The organism is Paenibacillus vietnamensis (genome assembly GCF_020169515.1).
GTDB classification, from domain to species: domain Bacteria; phylum Bacillota; class Bacilli; order Paenibacillales; family Paenibacillaceae; genus Pristimantibacillus; species Pristimantibacillus vietnamensis.
Genome location: NZ_JAHMHW010000009.1, coordinates 74725 through 88627, shown reverse-complemented (window position 1 = coordinate 88627; position 13903 = coordinate 74725). Strand labels below are relative to the sequence as shown.

Below are 13903 nucleotides of genomic sequence, written 5' to 3'. Positions count from 1 at the left end.
AGCAGGTAACTCCGGCAAACATACGATCTACCGCCGCTTGCCGGATGCCGGCCAATGGGCCGGACGCGCGAGCGCCGTCGGCAGCTTGGTGCCGGCATCGCCCTTCGCCGCGTTTAGCTGAAACTGGGTGAGGAAGAGGCTTTCGGACAGGTCGGCTCCTCTTATGTCCGCGTCTCGGAAGTCGGCGCCGATGAGGTCGGCCGCTCTCAAGTCTGAGCCGCTCAGATCGGCGGCAATCAAATAGGCTCCTCTCAGATTGGCGGCTCTGAGGTCGGCTCCCTTCAGCTTGGCTCCGATGAGGTCGGCGCCGCGGCCGATTGCTTTATGGCGTTTGATCGGCCTTTTGAACCGGCGGAGCGCTTCCTCGCGCACAAGCTCGCTTGTCCGCAGGAGCAAACTATTGATGCGGGCGCGGTGCCCGGACACATCCAGCTCAAGAAGCTCCTCGGGACCTAGATGGACGAGGCGCTCCGTCTCTTCGAGCGCCAGGCGCAGCTCGCTGTGAATCGGCCGGGCCGGCTGAAGCGAAAGCGCCACGGTCACATACCAGAGCAGCTCATGCAGCTGGCGCATGACCGGGAACACCTCGAACATTTGCTTCGCGGATTCGGGGGCTTGTCTCCAGTCGCGGCCGCCGAACGTATGCCGGGAAACCTGCTGCCCCGCGCCGAAGCAGTCGTAAACGGTGCAGCCGCGAAAGCCCAGCTGCCTCAAATTGCCGTGAACGCCGCAGCGGAAGTCCGCTTGCAGGCTGGGGCAGGGCGTTCCGGCAGCCTTGTCGGCTGCGAAGTCCGCCGAAGCGGCGAAGGGCAGCGCGACGCAGCATAAGCCGAAGCAGCTTTCGCAGTCGGCTTGCAGCACGAGCGGGTTTCTTTCTAAAGAAGCTGCTAGGGGATCATGATTTTCCAGCATAATCAGGCTTCCTTTCATGGCTTCAAAATACGATTCTTATCCTATTATTTTAAGGGATGTCCGGCGGATTGGCTATTGGACCGTATCAATTGCCGACGGACATGCTGCGCTAACGAACTTCACAGTCTCTATATGGGTAATTTGGGCCGTTTTTCAAGCTTAACGAATTCTCCAATCGTTATTGGAGTGTAAAACTTAAGAAAAGCCCTGAATTCCGAGCAGTAACCTCTTCTCGGTTCGTAACAATTCTGAAACCGTTCTTTTCGAGCCAATAACGTTTCCAGTGTTCGTTATCTTATGATGGTTCAGCTGAAGGGCAGGTTCTGTGTTGTTTCATAAAAAAAGGAAAATAGCCGCCTGCAGTCGAATGAAGAGGAATGGACTGGAAACCGCTATTATTTCAATACAGCAGGCACCTGGCCGGGAATCATTGGGATGCCGAGGATTTGACCCAGGAGGCCTGGCTGAAGCTGAACGAGGCGCTGCGCAAGCAGCCGGAACGGCCTGTTACAAAGGCATTTCTTTACCGTATCGTCAAAAATACGTGGATCGACGCACAGAGAAAAAGGCGCCTCCGGACCGTTCCTCTTGCCCCAAGCCATGAAGCTAGCGAGCCGGATCCCATGCTTGCCAGCAGGGAGCTGCTGGAGCAGCTGGCGGAACGGCTGCCGCCGAAAATGGCCGTGATCTTGCTGCTCATGGACGTATTCGATTTTACGGCCAAGGAAACGTCGGAATATGTCGGGATGAAGGAAGCCGCAACGCAGGTAACGCTGGGACGGGCCCGCCGGAAATTAAAGGAACTGGCAAAAGACGCTCACTCAGTTAAACGTTTACCTGTGCCGTTTCAGCATTCTGTCCGGTTTGACGAGCTCGTTGAAGCCTTCCGCAGGCGGGACCCGGATGCCATTTACAGGGCATTTATCGGCCTTAAAAAACGAGGGCACGAAACTTGCCGAGCTCAAGACGGCCGCCGGAAGGCTGCATTTTACATTCCGGGATCCGGACGGGAACGTCTTTCATACGGTATCCAAAACATTTTAAGCGCTCTGTTTGGTTTGGCCGCTGTTCCCCGTTTATATGGATGTGCAGGACCATATCAGGAGAAGGGATGATTGGAAATGTCTGAAGAAGCTCGCGGGCAATCGGGCAATGCTTTGAAATGCATTTGCTCCGTGTATGTGCCGGTCAAGCAGCCGCTGAAGTCGGCCGAATGGTGGCAGAGAAATTTTGGCCTCGAATTTGCGATGCCGTTTAATCCGTCTGAGTCGCAAGTTATATTAAAGCTTTCCGACGGGCAATGGCTGCATCTGGTGGAAACCGAAGGGGAAATCGATAACCAGTTTCCCGATAAATCGGGTTATCAGATGTTCCGGTTGACGTTCGAGGTAAGGCAAATTGAAGAATTGTACGAACGGCTGCAAGGGAGCGGCGTGAAAACGGGGGAGCTGCGGGATCGGGACAGCTGCGGCATTAACTTCGTTTTTTACGATCCTGACGGCAATAAATTTGACGTAAACGAAGTCGTCCGTGTGCATCGCACGCCGGAAGAGGCGGAGAAGTTAAGAAAACGGCTGTTCGATTTTGCTGGATGATCTGTTTGAATTCAGAGCCTGCCTTATGGGATTTCTTCCTTGGGGCAGGCTTTTTTTCTGTAAAAAAAAGGGCATTTGCTCTCTGGATTTTGTACAAGCATCCACACCAAATCTATTAAATCCCATAAAATATAGCAATTCAGAAGAAAGGAGTTGGTAGCCGTGTCTAGCAAAAGAGATTGCAAAAGCCCCGGACACAAGAGCCGCGGTAAAAGCAGAGGTTCGGATTGCAAAAGCAAAGGCAAAGATTGCAAAAGCACTGGGCGCAAGGATTGCGACTGCAAAAGTGACGGCAGCAAAGGCGACAAGGATGATGACTGGAAGAAAAAAGAGCATGGCAAAAGCATTCTGGAAAAGATTGGTGTAGGTACGCCTAATGTTCGCATTCAATATGACAGCGCGTCGCAAACGGGCGTATATTTAGGCATTGTCGGCGGAAACGCTGTATTAAGCGTCGACGGCGTCGTCACCTACATCGACTTGGCCTCGGTCACAGCCGTATCGGTCGGGAAAAGAGATAGGAAAAAGGTTTGCCGCAAGCGCAAAAAGGTTTGCAAACGCAAATGCCGCGTCAAAAAAAGGTACAAGTATCGTTAAGCGACCCGCGCGTCGGAGCAGGACGAGGGACAACCTCTCCGCTTCGTACATACGTCAGGAAGGCCGGCCTCCCTTATCGGGAGCCGGCTTTTTCTTTTTTTGGGGAAGGATCCGGCGGGGCTTGAAAAATAATTTCAAATATTCCTTTACAGGAATATTCCCTATATGGTATATTTACATCATCAAAAGGAAATACAAAGGAGAGATGAAACAACCGGATAAAACGAACGTCCGAGGGACGAATGCAAGAGATGATCTTACGAATGGATGATTGTGATGGATGCTAACGTTATGAGTGCTTTAGCCGAGCCTAACCGCTTGCAGATCGTTGAACTTTTGCGCGAGAGTCCCCTCACGGTTGGAGAAATCGCCGAAAGGCTTCGGCTTCGTCAGCCTCAAGCGTCCAAGCATTTGCGCGTTTTGAGCGAGGCCGGCATCGTTGAGGTGCAGGCGGTCGCCAACCGGCGCATTTATAAGCTGCGGCCGGATCCGTTTCAGGAAATGGACGCTTGGCTGGAATCCTACCGGCGTATGTGGGAGGAACGATACGATCGGCTGGACGATTATTTGCGGGAGCTGCAAGGCGAGGAAAAGGATAAGAAGAACTAGGGAGCGGCCGTAAACGGCTGACCGATTCTATCGAAAATTGGGAGGAATAATAAGATGACAAATCCAAATGCAACTAACAAGCTGGTATCCAGAGTTGAGGGCAACACGCTGGTCTTGGAGCGGGTGTTTCAAGCGCCGCGAGAGCTCGTTTACAAAGCATTCTCGGAGGCGGAGCATTTGAAGCGCTGGTGGGGGCCGAAGGGCTGGACAATTCCTGTTTGTACGGTCGATTTCCGTCCGGGCGGCATCTGGCATTATTGCATGAAGTGCGAGGATAAAAACCAGGGCGACTTTTACGGCATGGAGTCGTGGGGCAAGGGAGTTTACCGCGAGATCACGGTACCGGAACAGATTGTTTATACGGATTATTTCTCGGATGCGGAAGGCAACATTGCGGAAAATATGCCAGCAACGCTGGTTACGCTTGATTTCATCGATCAGGGCGGCACAACGAAGCTCGTGAACAGCGCGCTTTATGATACGGCGGAGGCGCTGCAAACGGTGCTGGATATGGGCATGCTGCAAGGCATTACGGAAACAATGGAAAACCTGGAAACCTATCTGGAAGATATTCAAAAGAGCAGCTAATGCGGCCTATGTCCGCGGATGCGGGTTAGGGAAGCCCGGCTGCGGCGGGTTTTCCACGGAAACGAGAATCGCGGAGCACTTCCTTATGGGAAGGCTCCTTATTTTTTTGAAATTGGATAGGAGGATGGGCGGTGCAATTGTACCGGATGAAAGCAGAGTTTGAGGGCAAAAACCGGATGAAGGAATTTTTGGAGGACAATTACGTATGCTTCGGCTGGCACGGTATTGGCGATCTGGAGAAGCTGGACATGGCGGGGCTTGCTGCGAAGCTGGCAGAGGCATTCGGGCCTGCGGGGCTGCCGGAACGGGAATGGAGCCGCCGCTTTGAGGAGCTCAGCCTGTTTGCCTATGGCATGCGGGACGGCGATTATGTGATCGTGGACGACGGCATGCGCATCCATTTGGGGGACGTAGGCGACTACTATTACCTCGATTTGTTCGACAATGCCGAGGACGGCAGCTGCCACCGGCGCGGAGTGACCTGGCTGAGAAGCCTGCTACGCGATGATCTGCATCCGGAGCTGCTTGCATTTCTCGAACAGGACGGAGAGATCGGAAGCTTCGGGCGTTCCGTTACCGAACAGGAGCTGGAGCGTTTGTTAGCGAAGCCTGCGTTGTCCCGGCAGGGTCTTATTGACGAGGAGACACTCCGCGAAGCCCTGGACATTTTGAAGGCGGCCATGCGCAGCGAGGACCCGGAACGCAGGGAGCGGGCGGCGATCGCTATTTTGCAGGCTGCTCGTTTATGAAGCCGGGCTGGGCTTAAGTATGAGAAGTTTGTTTTCTGATGCATATTGTACAGCGGAAACCTGACATGAGATGCGTTATGGCGAGTGTTGTTGTCTGAACTAGAAGTCAGTCTTTCTGATGCATGAAGTGCAGTCTAACTGGCGAGTGATTGAGAAGTTTCAGCGGAAACAGCTTAATGGCAAAAAGCGCAATCGAATGCCGAAGAGACATCGGATTGCGCTTTTTTTGGTCCGTGCTATAGCACGGACCGTGGCCGGTTAACCGCTCATTAATGTCCGTAAGCTTCCATTTCCGCTTTCGGATCATGCTTTTGGCGTCCCATGACGCAGGCTGCCAATATGGCCAGAACGGCCGGGATCAAGCCCCACAGGAATACTTCGGTGATGGAGGAGGACACCCCGCCGAGCAGACGGTCAAGCACGTTCTCCGGAATGGCCGCGCGGGTGGCCGGCTCCATTAGCACGTACGGATCGTTCAGGTTAATGTTCTGCGGCATGGTATCCGCTCCTCCGGCTTGGAACGAAGCGGTCAGCTTGCGCGTCATGGACTGGTTTTGCAAAATGCCGAATACGGTAATACCCAGCATCATTCCGAAGGAGCGCAGGAAGTTCAAGGTTGCCGTCGCGGCGCCGCGCTGCGTTGCCGGAATGTCATGAATGGCGGCGTTCGTCAGCACCGAGAAGGAAGCTCCGATACCCAGGCCGACGATAATCATATAGAAGGTAATCGCCAGCCGTGGAGATTCCGCCGAAATCGTCGTCAGCATGCCGAGTCCGATCACAAGCAGCGCCAGCGTTGATACGAGAATCGTACGGTAGGACAAGCGCGCCATCACGATCCCGCCCAGAGTAGCCGTGACGACCGTGCCGAGCATCATCGGCAGCAGCATAAGGCCGGAGTTCGTTGCCGTACCGCCGAGCACGCCCTGGATGAAAATAGGGAGATAAACCGACGCTCCGATGAACGCCGCGCCGCTGAGCAGCGCGATCAAGGTACTGCTGGCGAACAGGCGCACTTTGAACATCGCGAACGAGATAATCGGTTCCTCGGCTTTTTTCTCCGCGAACAGGAACAGGATGCCGAGAACGGCGAAGCCGGCCAGCAAGCCGATGATCGGCAGGGAATCCCAGGCGTAAATTTTGCCTCCGAGCTCCAGGGAGAAGATCAGACAGACGGTTGCTCCGACGAGCGTCACCGCGCCAAGCCAATCGATTTTCTGCTTCGTCCGGCTGAGCGATTCTTTGTAAAACTTGGCGACAAGGAACAATGAAGCGATTCCGATCGGCAGATTAATATAGAAAATCCATTCCCAGCTCCAGTAATCGGTGATGAATGCGCCCAGCAGCGGGCCAAAAATGCTCGACATGCCGAATACCGCGCCGAACAGCCCCATCAGCTTGCCCCGGTTCTCAGGTGATACGGCATCCATCAGCACCGTGAACGTAATCGGCACCAGCGCCCCGGCCCCTACGCCTTGAATGGCACGGTAGATGCTGAGCTCCGTAATCGAGCCTGCGGTCCCGCACAATGCGGAGCCGATCATAAATACGATAATCCCGAACAGGAAAAACCGTTTGCGTCCGTACATATCCGACAGCTTGCCGAAAATCGGCATGCCCGCCATCTCGGCGACCATGTAGGCCGAGGTGACCCATACGAACTGGTCGAGGCCCCCCAGCTCCCCGACAATCGTCCCCATTGCCGTAGCAACAATCGTGTTGTCCATGGACGCCATCAGGATGGATAGCAGAAGTCCCGCTACGATCCAGCCGGATTTGTTAGCATCTTTAATCATTTTTCAATCTTCCTCTCGATTTGGATTTAAGCTTTACCGCCAAAGGACGTCACAGAACCGAGCTGCACAAAGATGCAGCTAACGGTTCGTGCATAGCGTCAGCCGTTTACGCTTGTTTGAGTTTATAGTAACAGGGGATGACTGACAGCAGTATGTCAGGGTTAGGCGGCGATGATTGAAAATTTGAATGCCCGGGTGGCGGATCCGGTCGGCGAAACCCCTTGTCCCCGGATGGTTCCGGGGCTCCGTTAAAGGGTATATTGCTTATATAAGCAATTTCTTAAGAGGATGTAAGGAGGGATTAATCGATGAAAAAATGGTTTGTGTTCGTCGTCATGGCCGTTATCCTGGCCGGCTGTTCGGGGAATGGCGGGAAGGATGAGGCGGCAAACGGCGGCTGGGATTATAAGGAAGGTTACGTTATCGCGAAGGATGCTCCGCGGATTTTGGTCGTGAGAAGCGGGGACCTGACGGAGCTGGAAGGCAAGACGCCCGAGGAATTTTTAAATGTCGCTCAGCCGGAGGCGATGTGGGTTTCCGCGGAGAAGGAAGAAGATTTAGCTGCGATCGAAGTGGGGGACAAGGTCAGCATCGAGCTGGAGGGCGCGGTGGCCGAATCGTATCCCGCACAAGCGACGGCTAAGAAAATTAGCAAGATCGATAAGCCGTAAACGGTCATGGGGCGGGGTTCTTATCATGCTTTCAGAGCCGGGCCCTTCTTCCGGGAGCTGCCCGTCATGACCAATGGCATGATTAGAGGCTTGAAGAACTGCCGCCGGCAGCCTTCAAGCCTCTAATTCATTCAGAATGAGTTTAAGCTGTTCCATCTCCGGACACTCGGGCGGTAATGCCTTGCCTGCTGCCGACTGAAGCACCATAACCAGGCCTTCGGCTACGATCCGTCGCGGCTTCGGCTGTCCGGCCTCCTCCTTCAGCGCCTCTGCCGCCTGTTTGGCCTTTATCCGATCCTCTTCCGGCAGCGGCCATTCTTCTAACCGGCCGAGCACGGCATCCGCCCCGGCAGCCAGCCTGCTTGCCGCCGATACTCCTTCCGGCACATCCATTTCAGGAATGATGGACCGCATCAACGCATTCGTCAGCACTGGAGGCTCCTTGGCGCTAAGAATACCTTGAATGGAATTATCCAGCCGCGACACGATGAATTCGGCGACTTCCCTGACGGGAGGCTGAACTCCGTTGAGCAAAATAAACCCCATATACTCCCGGATGAGCGCGGTCGTGAGCGCCGACAGGTCGAAGGCGTGAGGCTCGATGCCGGGACCGTACAGGGAGATGATCTGGTTGCGGAACCACATGAAAAACTTTGTCCGCATTTTCATCGACAGCTGCCTGATCTCGTCGCTGACGTCCACCCGGCCGCGCCAGAACAAGGAAAGCAGTCCGTAGTGCGAAGCGAGCTCGTTGAACTGAACCATAATTTGCTGGACCAGCGCTTCCTTTGGGTCAAATGCATATCGGGCAGCTGCGTCGGACACACTTTTGAACAACCGGTCATGATACTGCGCGAATCCCGCGAGTACCAGATCCTCCTTCGACTTAAAATAGAAATAAATGCCGCCTTTTGCGATGCCGGCTGCATCCGCGATGTCTTGAATGGTGGTCTGATGGTAGCCTTTCTCTGCGAACAGGTCCATCGCATGCTGCAGGATCAGTGTTTTTTTGTCCATCGTACAGCCGTCCTTTCTTTAACATTTGACCGTCCGGTCAAGTGAGATTATAATTGGTTTTGCTTTAATTTTCGGAGTGTTATGAAACTCTGTTATTGATTTTAACACAAAATTTGACCGGTTAGTCAGGTTAGGGACGGAGGGCTGGGCGTGGAAAGCACAGAAATCGCGCAAAGCAAAGGTATCAACAAGAAATTAGTGCTGTTCGGACTCATTATGGGCATGTTCTTCAGCGCTTTGGAGCAGACGATCGTAGGAACGGCGATGCCTACGATTATTTCCGAGCTCCAGGGCTTTGAGATTTTTGCTTGGGTAACGACAGCGTATATGATCACTTCTACGGTGGTCGTGCCGATCGTCGGCAAGCTGTCCGATTTATACGGCAGAAGGCTGCTGTATTTGATCGGAGCCATCATTTTTGCGGCCGGCTCGGCCTTATGCTCGCTCGCCAATTCGATGGAGATGCTTGTCGTATTCCGGGCGATCCAAGGGATCGGCGGGGGGATGCTGATGCCCCTGTCCCAGACGATTATCGGGGATGTTTTTACGGCGGAGCAAAGGGCGAAATGGCAGGGCGTATTCGGGGCGATCTTCGGGCTTAGCTCTGTGATCGGGCCGTTTATCGGCGGCGTAATCGTCGATGCGGTCAGCTGGCATTGGATTTTCCTTATGAACGTGCCGTTCGGGATCCTATGCGCCATTCTCATTTTTATCGGCCTGAAGCAGGAGACCGTACTGCACCAAGGGCGCGTAGAGATCGACTATTTCGGTATTCTTACTCTAGTGCCGGCTTTGATTTTGCTGCTGTTCGGATTAACCTTCGGCGGCGATCAGTTTGAGTGGGCGTCCGGAACGAGCTATATGATTTTTGGCGGCGCGCTTTTGTTCACGATACTGTTTCTGGTGGCGGAGAGCCAAGCGAAAGAGCCCGTGCTTGATTTGTCATTGTTCCGCAATCGGGTTTTTACGGTAACGAACGGTCTCGGCTTCCTTCTCGGTCTCGGCATGTTCGGCGCCATCATGTTCGTTCCGCTGTTCATGCAGGGCATTCTCGGGGTTTCCCCGACGGAGGCCGGCTCTACAATGACGCCTATGATGATCGCTCTGATCGCGGCAAGCGTAATCGGCGGACAGCTGCTGCTCCGCATGCCTTATCGCACGGTGCTTGCGGTCGGCATGATCATTACGACGGTCGGCTTCTATTTGATCAGCACGATGGGGCTTGAATCCTCTCAATGGATCGCTTATGTCTACATGGTAGTGCTCGGGATCGGGATGGGTTTAGTTATGCCTACACTTATGATCGCGGTTCAGAACGAATTTCCGAAAGAAAGATTAGGAACGGTCACTTCGGCTTCGACGTTTTTCCGTTCCATCGGAGGAACGATCGGGGTAACCGTCTTGAGCGTCGTTATGAACAATGCGCTTCGTTCGAACGTGGCGTCTTTAGGCGCAGAAGAGCAGGCGAAAGGAAATGGCGCGGTAGTGGAAGCCGTTCAAGGCATCCAGGCCGGCGGCGTCGATCTGTACAGTGTCATGGTTTATCCGGATCGGGTGCCATTGCCTGATGAACTGCGTAACGACGTGCTGCATTTCATCCAGACGGCATGGTCGCAAGCATTCACGACGGTTTCCCTGACGGGCCTGATCTTCGTAGCCGCGGGCATTATCGTAGCTCTTCTGGTCGGCAACAAGCGCATCCAGAGGGATGCGAAGCCTAACAGCGAAGGTGAAGGTGAAAAAAAGGCAAAGCTCCAATTCGAGCATTAGAATAGCAGGCAAATCAAGAACCTGTTCTCCTTGTTATGAGGAGGCGGGTTCTTTTTTGTTTTGCTTGACCTGGTTGAAGATTTGCATGATAAAATCAGGGTGTTACGGAACCTTACGGAGGTGTGTGATGGAGCGATATGTTGAAATTCTTCGAATGTCCGGCGATGACGTGCTGCCGATGCACGAAGTTTTCGCGGGGTACGGCATCAACAAGCCTGTGGGGTATATTCAGAAATGCTGGGAGGAAAACGTTTCGGGCGTTCGGACGACGTTTGCCGCTTTTTACAGGGGCAGCTTTGCCGGAAGTCTTCATTTGCTTGCCGAATCGGATTATTCCTACTTTCGGGAGCGCGGTATACCGGAAATTAATGATTTTAACGTGATTCCCCCGCTGAGGAAGTTGGGGATCGGCAATGCACTGTTGGAAGCCGCGGAGCAGCTGGCCTTCGAAACCTGCGGGACCGTCGGAATCGGTGTCGGCCTCTATGACAGCTACGGGAACGCGCAGCGGTTATACGCCAAAAGAGGGTACATCCCGGATGGAAGAGGCCTCATGTATAAGCTTCAACCGGTTGTTCGGGGCTCGGAGGTCCGGGCGGACGACGATTTGAATTTGTTTTTTACGAAGAAGAAGCCTTAAGCTTTCTTTCTGATTTAAAATACGAACATTTGTTTGCATCCTTCCGGGGGATTATGCTAGAATAAACTCAATACATAAATTGGAAGGGGGCGGCGGCGATCGCCAGGCGCATTGAGAAGACGGAGGTTGAGCCGGAAGTCACATGGGCGAATGTAACGGCTGCCGGCACGGTTGGCAGCATCGAGGCTGCCGAGCGGCTTGCCGCGCTGAGGCCCGGGCTTGAGCGGTACTGCCGCTCGCTGACCGGCTGCAACTGGGAAGCCGAGGACTTGGCGCAGGACACGTTCATCAAGGTGTTGAAACGATGCCGGGCGGAGCCGGGCTTCGCTCCGGGCAGCACGTACGTGTTCCGCGCCGCGCGCAATCTGTGGATCGACGGCTGCCGCAGGAGAAGGCTTCGGACCTTTGTGCCGCTTGACGAACAAACGGCGGACTCTGCCGTGGAAAGCGCCGGCGATTGTATAACACGCGAGCTGCTGGAGCAGTTGATGCACAGGCTGCTTCCAAAGCCGTTTGTCATCCTGCTGCAATGTGACGTATTCGGGATGACGGCCAAGGAGACGGCCTCCTGCATGGATATGTCGGAAGGGACCGTGCAGGTGACGTTATCCCGCGCACGCAAGAGGCTGCGCATGCTCGCTCTTCGAGAGCCGGAATCGGATGCGGCCGTCAGGAAATCCGCCGTTCGGAGCAGCGCTGCCGCTTCGGTTCGGCTGCTCGAGGCGGTGACGGAGGCGTTCCGTCTCCAGAATCCGCGGCTTATCCATGACGCATATATACGGCTTTATGAAAGCGGTTCGCATCTGGCTGCGCTTCGGCTGCAAGCGGGAAGGTACTGCTTTACTTTCCGGGATCCCGAGGGGAATTTGCTCATGGTTAGCGAATAAATTATTTTTTATGATGTGTATGGTTTTGACGGTGACGTTCGTTAATTGAGTGTGTGCTTTTATAAAAAGGAGGATAGCTGCATGCTCTTATCAATTGAACATATGCAAATACCGGTGAGGCGGATGGACAGGGCCATCTCCTGGTATACCGGACATTTGGGATTTCGATTGGACAGCCGCGACGGTAACCGGATCGCTTTCCTTAGCCTGCCGGAAGGGCCGATGCTGATGCTTTGGGAAACTCCTGACGAAACTTATGCCCATTTTACGGTTAACGGAACCGAGTTCCCGGTATTGCTTTACCGCACCGACAAGATCCGCGAGCTTCATGACCGTCTGCTTTCGCTCGGCGTAACGATCCAGACGTACAACGATGAAGGGTTCGGCTGGGTGCTCAAATTTTACGATCCGGAAGGCAACCTGTGGGGCGTGCTTCAAATGAACGGGAAGCAGGACCCGGAGCAGTCGCATGTTTGAACGCATCGACAGAGTGATCGTGCCGGTGCCTGACGCTGGAAGAGCGGCGGCTTGGTACGAAGCTGAATTTGAGTTTCGCATTGCCCGGCGGCGCGGAAAGGAAATCGACCTGCAGGTGCACCGCGGCGAAGCGAAGCTGACCTTGACGCAAGCATCGGGTGATATGCCGTTTCTCCCTCTGAGGCATCTGCACCCGGAAGGCCATGTGCCTTGCTTCAATTTCTACACCCACTGGGAGGATCTGCACCGGGATTGGCTGCAGGCCCGCGGCATCCCATCCACTGACATCATGGCAACTCCCTATATGAACGTCTGCGAAATGGCGGACCCGGACGGCAACGTGATCGGCATCTGCCATGAAAAATCCTCATCTCTTTACTACACTCCGCATGAAGGGCCGCTTCCTCCCATGTTTCATCGTGTATTGGCCGTCTTTCTGCCGGTCCGCGATTTGGAAGCTTCAATTCGTTGGTATACGGAGGTTCTTGGCTTCGTTCTCCATAACCACTGGGGAGAAGGGGCCGACCTCAAGATCGGAGAAGGCGAATGCATCGTCACGATGATCCGGATGGAAGAACAGGCTCATCGGCTGGCGGTTCAGGCTCTAAGGGACAGACCTTATTATTCGCTTCAATCTTCTCGTATTCATGAAGCTTACCGGCAATTGTCCGTCCGGGGAGTAACGGCTGATTCCTGCCGCGAGCAAGGCGGCGTGATGAGTTTTCACGTGCGGTCGCCGGAAGGCTTGCTCATTCGAATTTCAGAAAAGGAGACGGTGCGGGTTGTCTAATAGAAAGGAAATCATTCAAACGAGAGAGGCTGCGCTGGAGAACCGGATTGCCAGCGTGTTCGTTCATGTGACCGATTTGCGCAGGTCCGCCGAGTGGTACAGCAGGCTGATGGGACTTCCGGTGCTGGAGGAGAGGCTGAACGGAGGGCCGGTTTATTGGTTCGACCTGCCGGGTACGCATCTTATTCTCGATTCCAATATGAATAACCGGCAAAATCCGGACTGGGACGATCGGATGCTGCCGCGATTCATGCTGCCGGCCCGGAATATCGACGACGCGTATCGGGAGGTGTCCGGGAAAGCCGAGCCGTTCTTTGAGCCGGAGCGCCATGGCATTATGGCGTACTTCAATTTCCCCGATTCCGAAGGAAATGCGCTGATGGCGTGCTGGAGCGCGAAGAGCGGCGAAGACCGTGAGCTGGAATCGCAAAGCCCGATCCTGCCGAGAATCGGCGGCGTATTCGTGGACGTCAAAGACATGCGTTCGGCCGCCGCCTGGTATACAGATCTGCTTGGACTTTCATTAGACGAGGAGAACGCCGGGAAATCAATTTATTCTATACCGGTGACCGGTGGAGCCGGACTGCTGCTTGATCAGAACCGCTTCCTGAACCAAGAGGAGTTTAAGGAGCTGTTTTATTTGGAGACGGAAAATTTTGAAGCGGCGCTGGACTATGTCCGAAGCGGCGGGTTCCGGCTGGCGGACGAACCGAAGCATTTCCACGATTTATCCGAATTCGCGCTGCTCGATCCGGACGGAAACCGTATCGTCGTCGCACAGATGAAGAGAAAAGGAGACTGATCG

The 13903-nt window shown here is 54.3% G+C and carries 17 protein-coding genes; 13 read left to right on the top strand and 4 right to left on the bottom strand.

All coding sequences use genetic code 11. The annotated features are described in order from the left end of the window. Positions 1-27: 27 nt before the first annotated feature. Positions 28-912 carry a pentapeptide repeat-containing protein gene (locus tag KP806_RS17655; RefSeq protein ID WP_224725045.1) on the bottom strand — a complete coding sequence of 295 codons (885 nt, stop codon included), beginning with the start codon at positions 910-912 and terminating at the stop codon, positions 28-30. A 377-nt stretch (positions 913-1289) separates the two neighbouring features. Here KP806_RS17655 and KP806_RS17650 point away from each other — a divergent pair, with 377 nt between their 5' ends. The 6 genes from KP806_RS17650 to KP806_RS17625 all read left to right on the top strand — a co-directional run bounded on the left by KP806_RS17650 (position 1290) and on the right by KP806_RS17625 (position 5050). Further along, the gene (locus KP806_RS17650; RefSeq protein WP_224725044.1) at positions 1290-2027 is read left to right on the top strand and encodes an RNA polymerase sigma factor; all 738 of its coding nucleotides are present in this window, start codon (positions 1290-1292) and stop codon (positions 2025-2027) included. Between the two features lie 6 nt (positions 2028-2033). Next, on the top strand, positions 2034-2507 hold the full coding sequence (locus KP806_RS17645) for a VOC family protein (RefSeq protein WP_224725043.1): 474 nt from the start codon (positions 2034-2036) through the stop codon (positions 2505-2507). A 162-nt stretch (positions 2508-2669) separates the two neighbouring features. Then, positions 2670-3104, top strand: a complete 435-nt coding sequence (locus KP806_RS17640) for a hypothetical protein (protein ID WP_224725042.1) — start codon at positions 2670-2672, stop codon at positions 3102-3104. A gap of 291 nt (positions 3105-3395) precedes the next feature. Continuing rightward, on the top strand, positions 3396-3713 hold the full coding sequence (locus tag KP806_RS17635) for an ArsR/SmtB family transcription factor (RefSeq protein ID WP_263575759.1): 318 nt from the start codon (positions 3396-3398) through the stop codon (positions 3711-3713). A 54-nt stretch (positions 3714-3767) separates the two neighbouring features. Beyond that, entirely contained in the window at positions 3768-4301 is a 534-nt protein-coding gene (locus KP806_RS17630; protein WP_224725040.1) for an SRPBCC domain-containing protein, read from the top strand. A gap of 131 nt (positions 4302-4432) precedes the next feature. After that, entirely contained in the window at positions 4433-5050 is a 618-nt protein-coding gene (locus KP806_RS17625) for a hypothetical protein (RefSeq protein ID WP_224725039.1), read from the top strand. 269 nt (positions 5051-5319) lie between these two features. Here the strand turns inward: KP806_RS17625 and KP806_RS17620 are convergent, their stop codons facing one another. Continuing rightward, positions 5320-6846 carry an MDR family MFS transporter gene (locus KP806_RS17620; RefSeq protein WP_224725038.1) on the bottom strand — a complete coding sequence of 509 codons (1527 nt, stop codon included), beginning with the start codon at positions 6844-6846 and terminating at the stop codon, positions 5320-5322. A gap of 308 nt (positions 6847-7154) precedes the next feature. Here KP806_RS17620 and KP806_RS17615 point away from each other — a divergent pair, with 308 nt between their 5' ends. After that, a complete protein-coding gene (locus tag KP806_RS17615; RefSeq protein WP_224725037.1) occupies positions 7155-7517 on the top strand; it encodes a DUF3221 domain-containing protein in 363 nt (120 codons plus the stop codon). 114 nt (positions 7518-7631) lie between these two features. Here KP806_RS17615 and KP806_RS17610 read toward each other — a convergent pair whose 3' ends face one another. Beyond that, complete coding sequence (locus KP806_RS17610) at positions 7632-8534, bottom strand: TetR/AcrR family transcriptional regulator (RefSeq protein ID WP_224725036.1); 903 nt, start codon at positions 8532-8534, stop codon at positions 7632-7634. A 216-nt stretch (positions 8535-8750) separates the two neighbouring features. On the opposite strand from KP806_RS17610, the gene KP806_RS17605 reads away from it, so the two are divergent. Together KP806_RS17605 and KP806_RS17600 are read left to right on the top strand one after the other, a co-directional pair. Further along, complete coding sequence (locus tag KP806_RS17605) at positions 8751-10304, top strand: MDR family MFS transporter (protein ID WP_263575766.1); 1554 nt, start codon at positions 8751-8753, stop codon at positions 10302-10304. A gap of 127 nt (positions 10305-10431) precedes the next feature. After that, the gene (locus tag KP806_RS17600) at positions 10432-10944 is read left to right on the top strand and encodes a GNAT family N-acetyltransferase (protein ID WP_224725034.1); all 513 of its coding nucleotides are present in this window, start codon (positions 10432-10434) and stop codon (positions 10942-10944) included. A gap of 67 nt (positions 10945-11011) precedes the next feature. Here KP806_RS17600 and KP806_RS17595 read toward each other — a convergent pair whose 3' ends face one another. Further along, the gene (locus KP806_RS17595; RefSeq protein ID WP_224725033.1) at positions 11012-11197 is read right to left on the bottom strand and encodes a hypothetical protein; all 186 of its coding nucleotides are present in this window, start codon (positions 11195-11197) and stop codon (positions 11012-11014) included. On the opposite strand from KP806_RS17595, the gene KP806_RS17590 reads away from it, so the two are divergent. The 4 genes from KP806_RS17590 (at position 11124) to KP806_RS17575 (ending at position 13900) form a co-directional block, all read left to right on the top strand. Beyond that, the gene (locus KP806_RS17590; protein ID WP_224725126.1) at positions 11124-11831 is read left to right on the top strand and encodes an RNA polymerase sigma factor; all 708 of its coding nucleotides are present in this window, start codon (positions 11124-11126) and stop codon (positions 11829-11831) included. The genes KP806_RS17595 and KP806_RS17590 overlap by 74 nt on opposite strands. Positions 11832-11912: 81 nt before the next feature. Next, on the top strand, positions 11913-12308 hold the full coding sequence (locus KP806_RS17585; protein ID WP_224725032.1) for a VOC family protein: 396 nt from the start codon (positions 11913-11915) through the stop codon (positions 12306-12308). Next, complete coding sequence (locus KP806_RS17580; protein WP_224725031.1) at positions 12301-13098, top strand: VOC family protein; 798 nt, start codon at positions 12301-12303, stop codon at positions 13096-13098. The genes KP806_RS17585 and KP806_RS17580 overlap by 8 nt, the downstream gene beginning before the upstream one ends. Further along, the gene (locus KP806_RS17575) at positions 13091-13900 is read left to right on the top strand and encodes a VOC family protein (RefSeq protein WP_224725030.1); all 810 of its coding nucleotides are present in this window, start codon (positions 13091-13093) and stop codon (positions 13898-13900) included. Before KP806_RS17580 ends, KP806_RS17575 begins: the two co-directional genes overlap by 8 nt. Positions 13901-13903 lie beyond the last annotated feature (3 nt).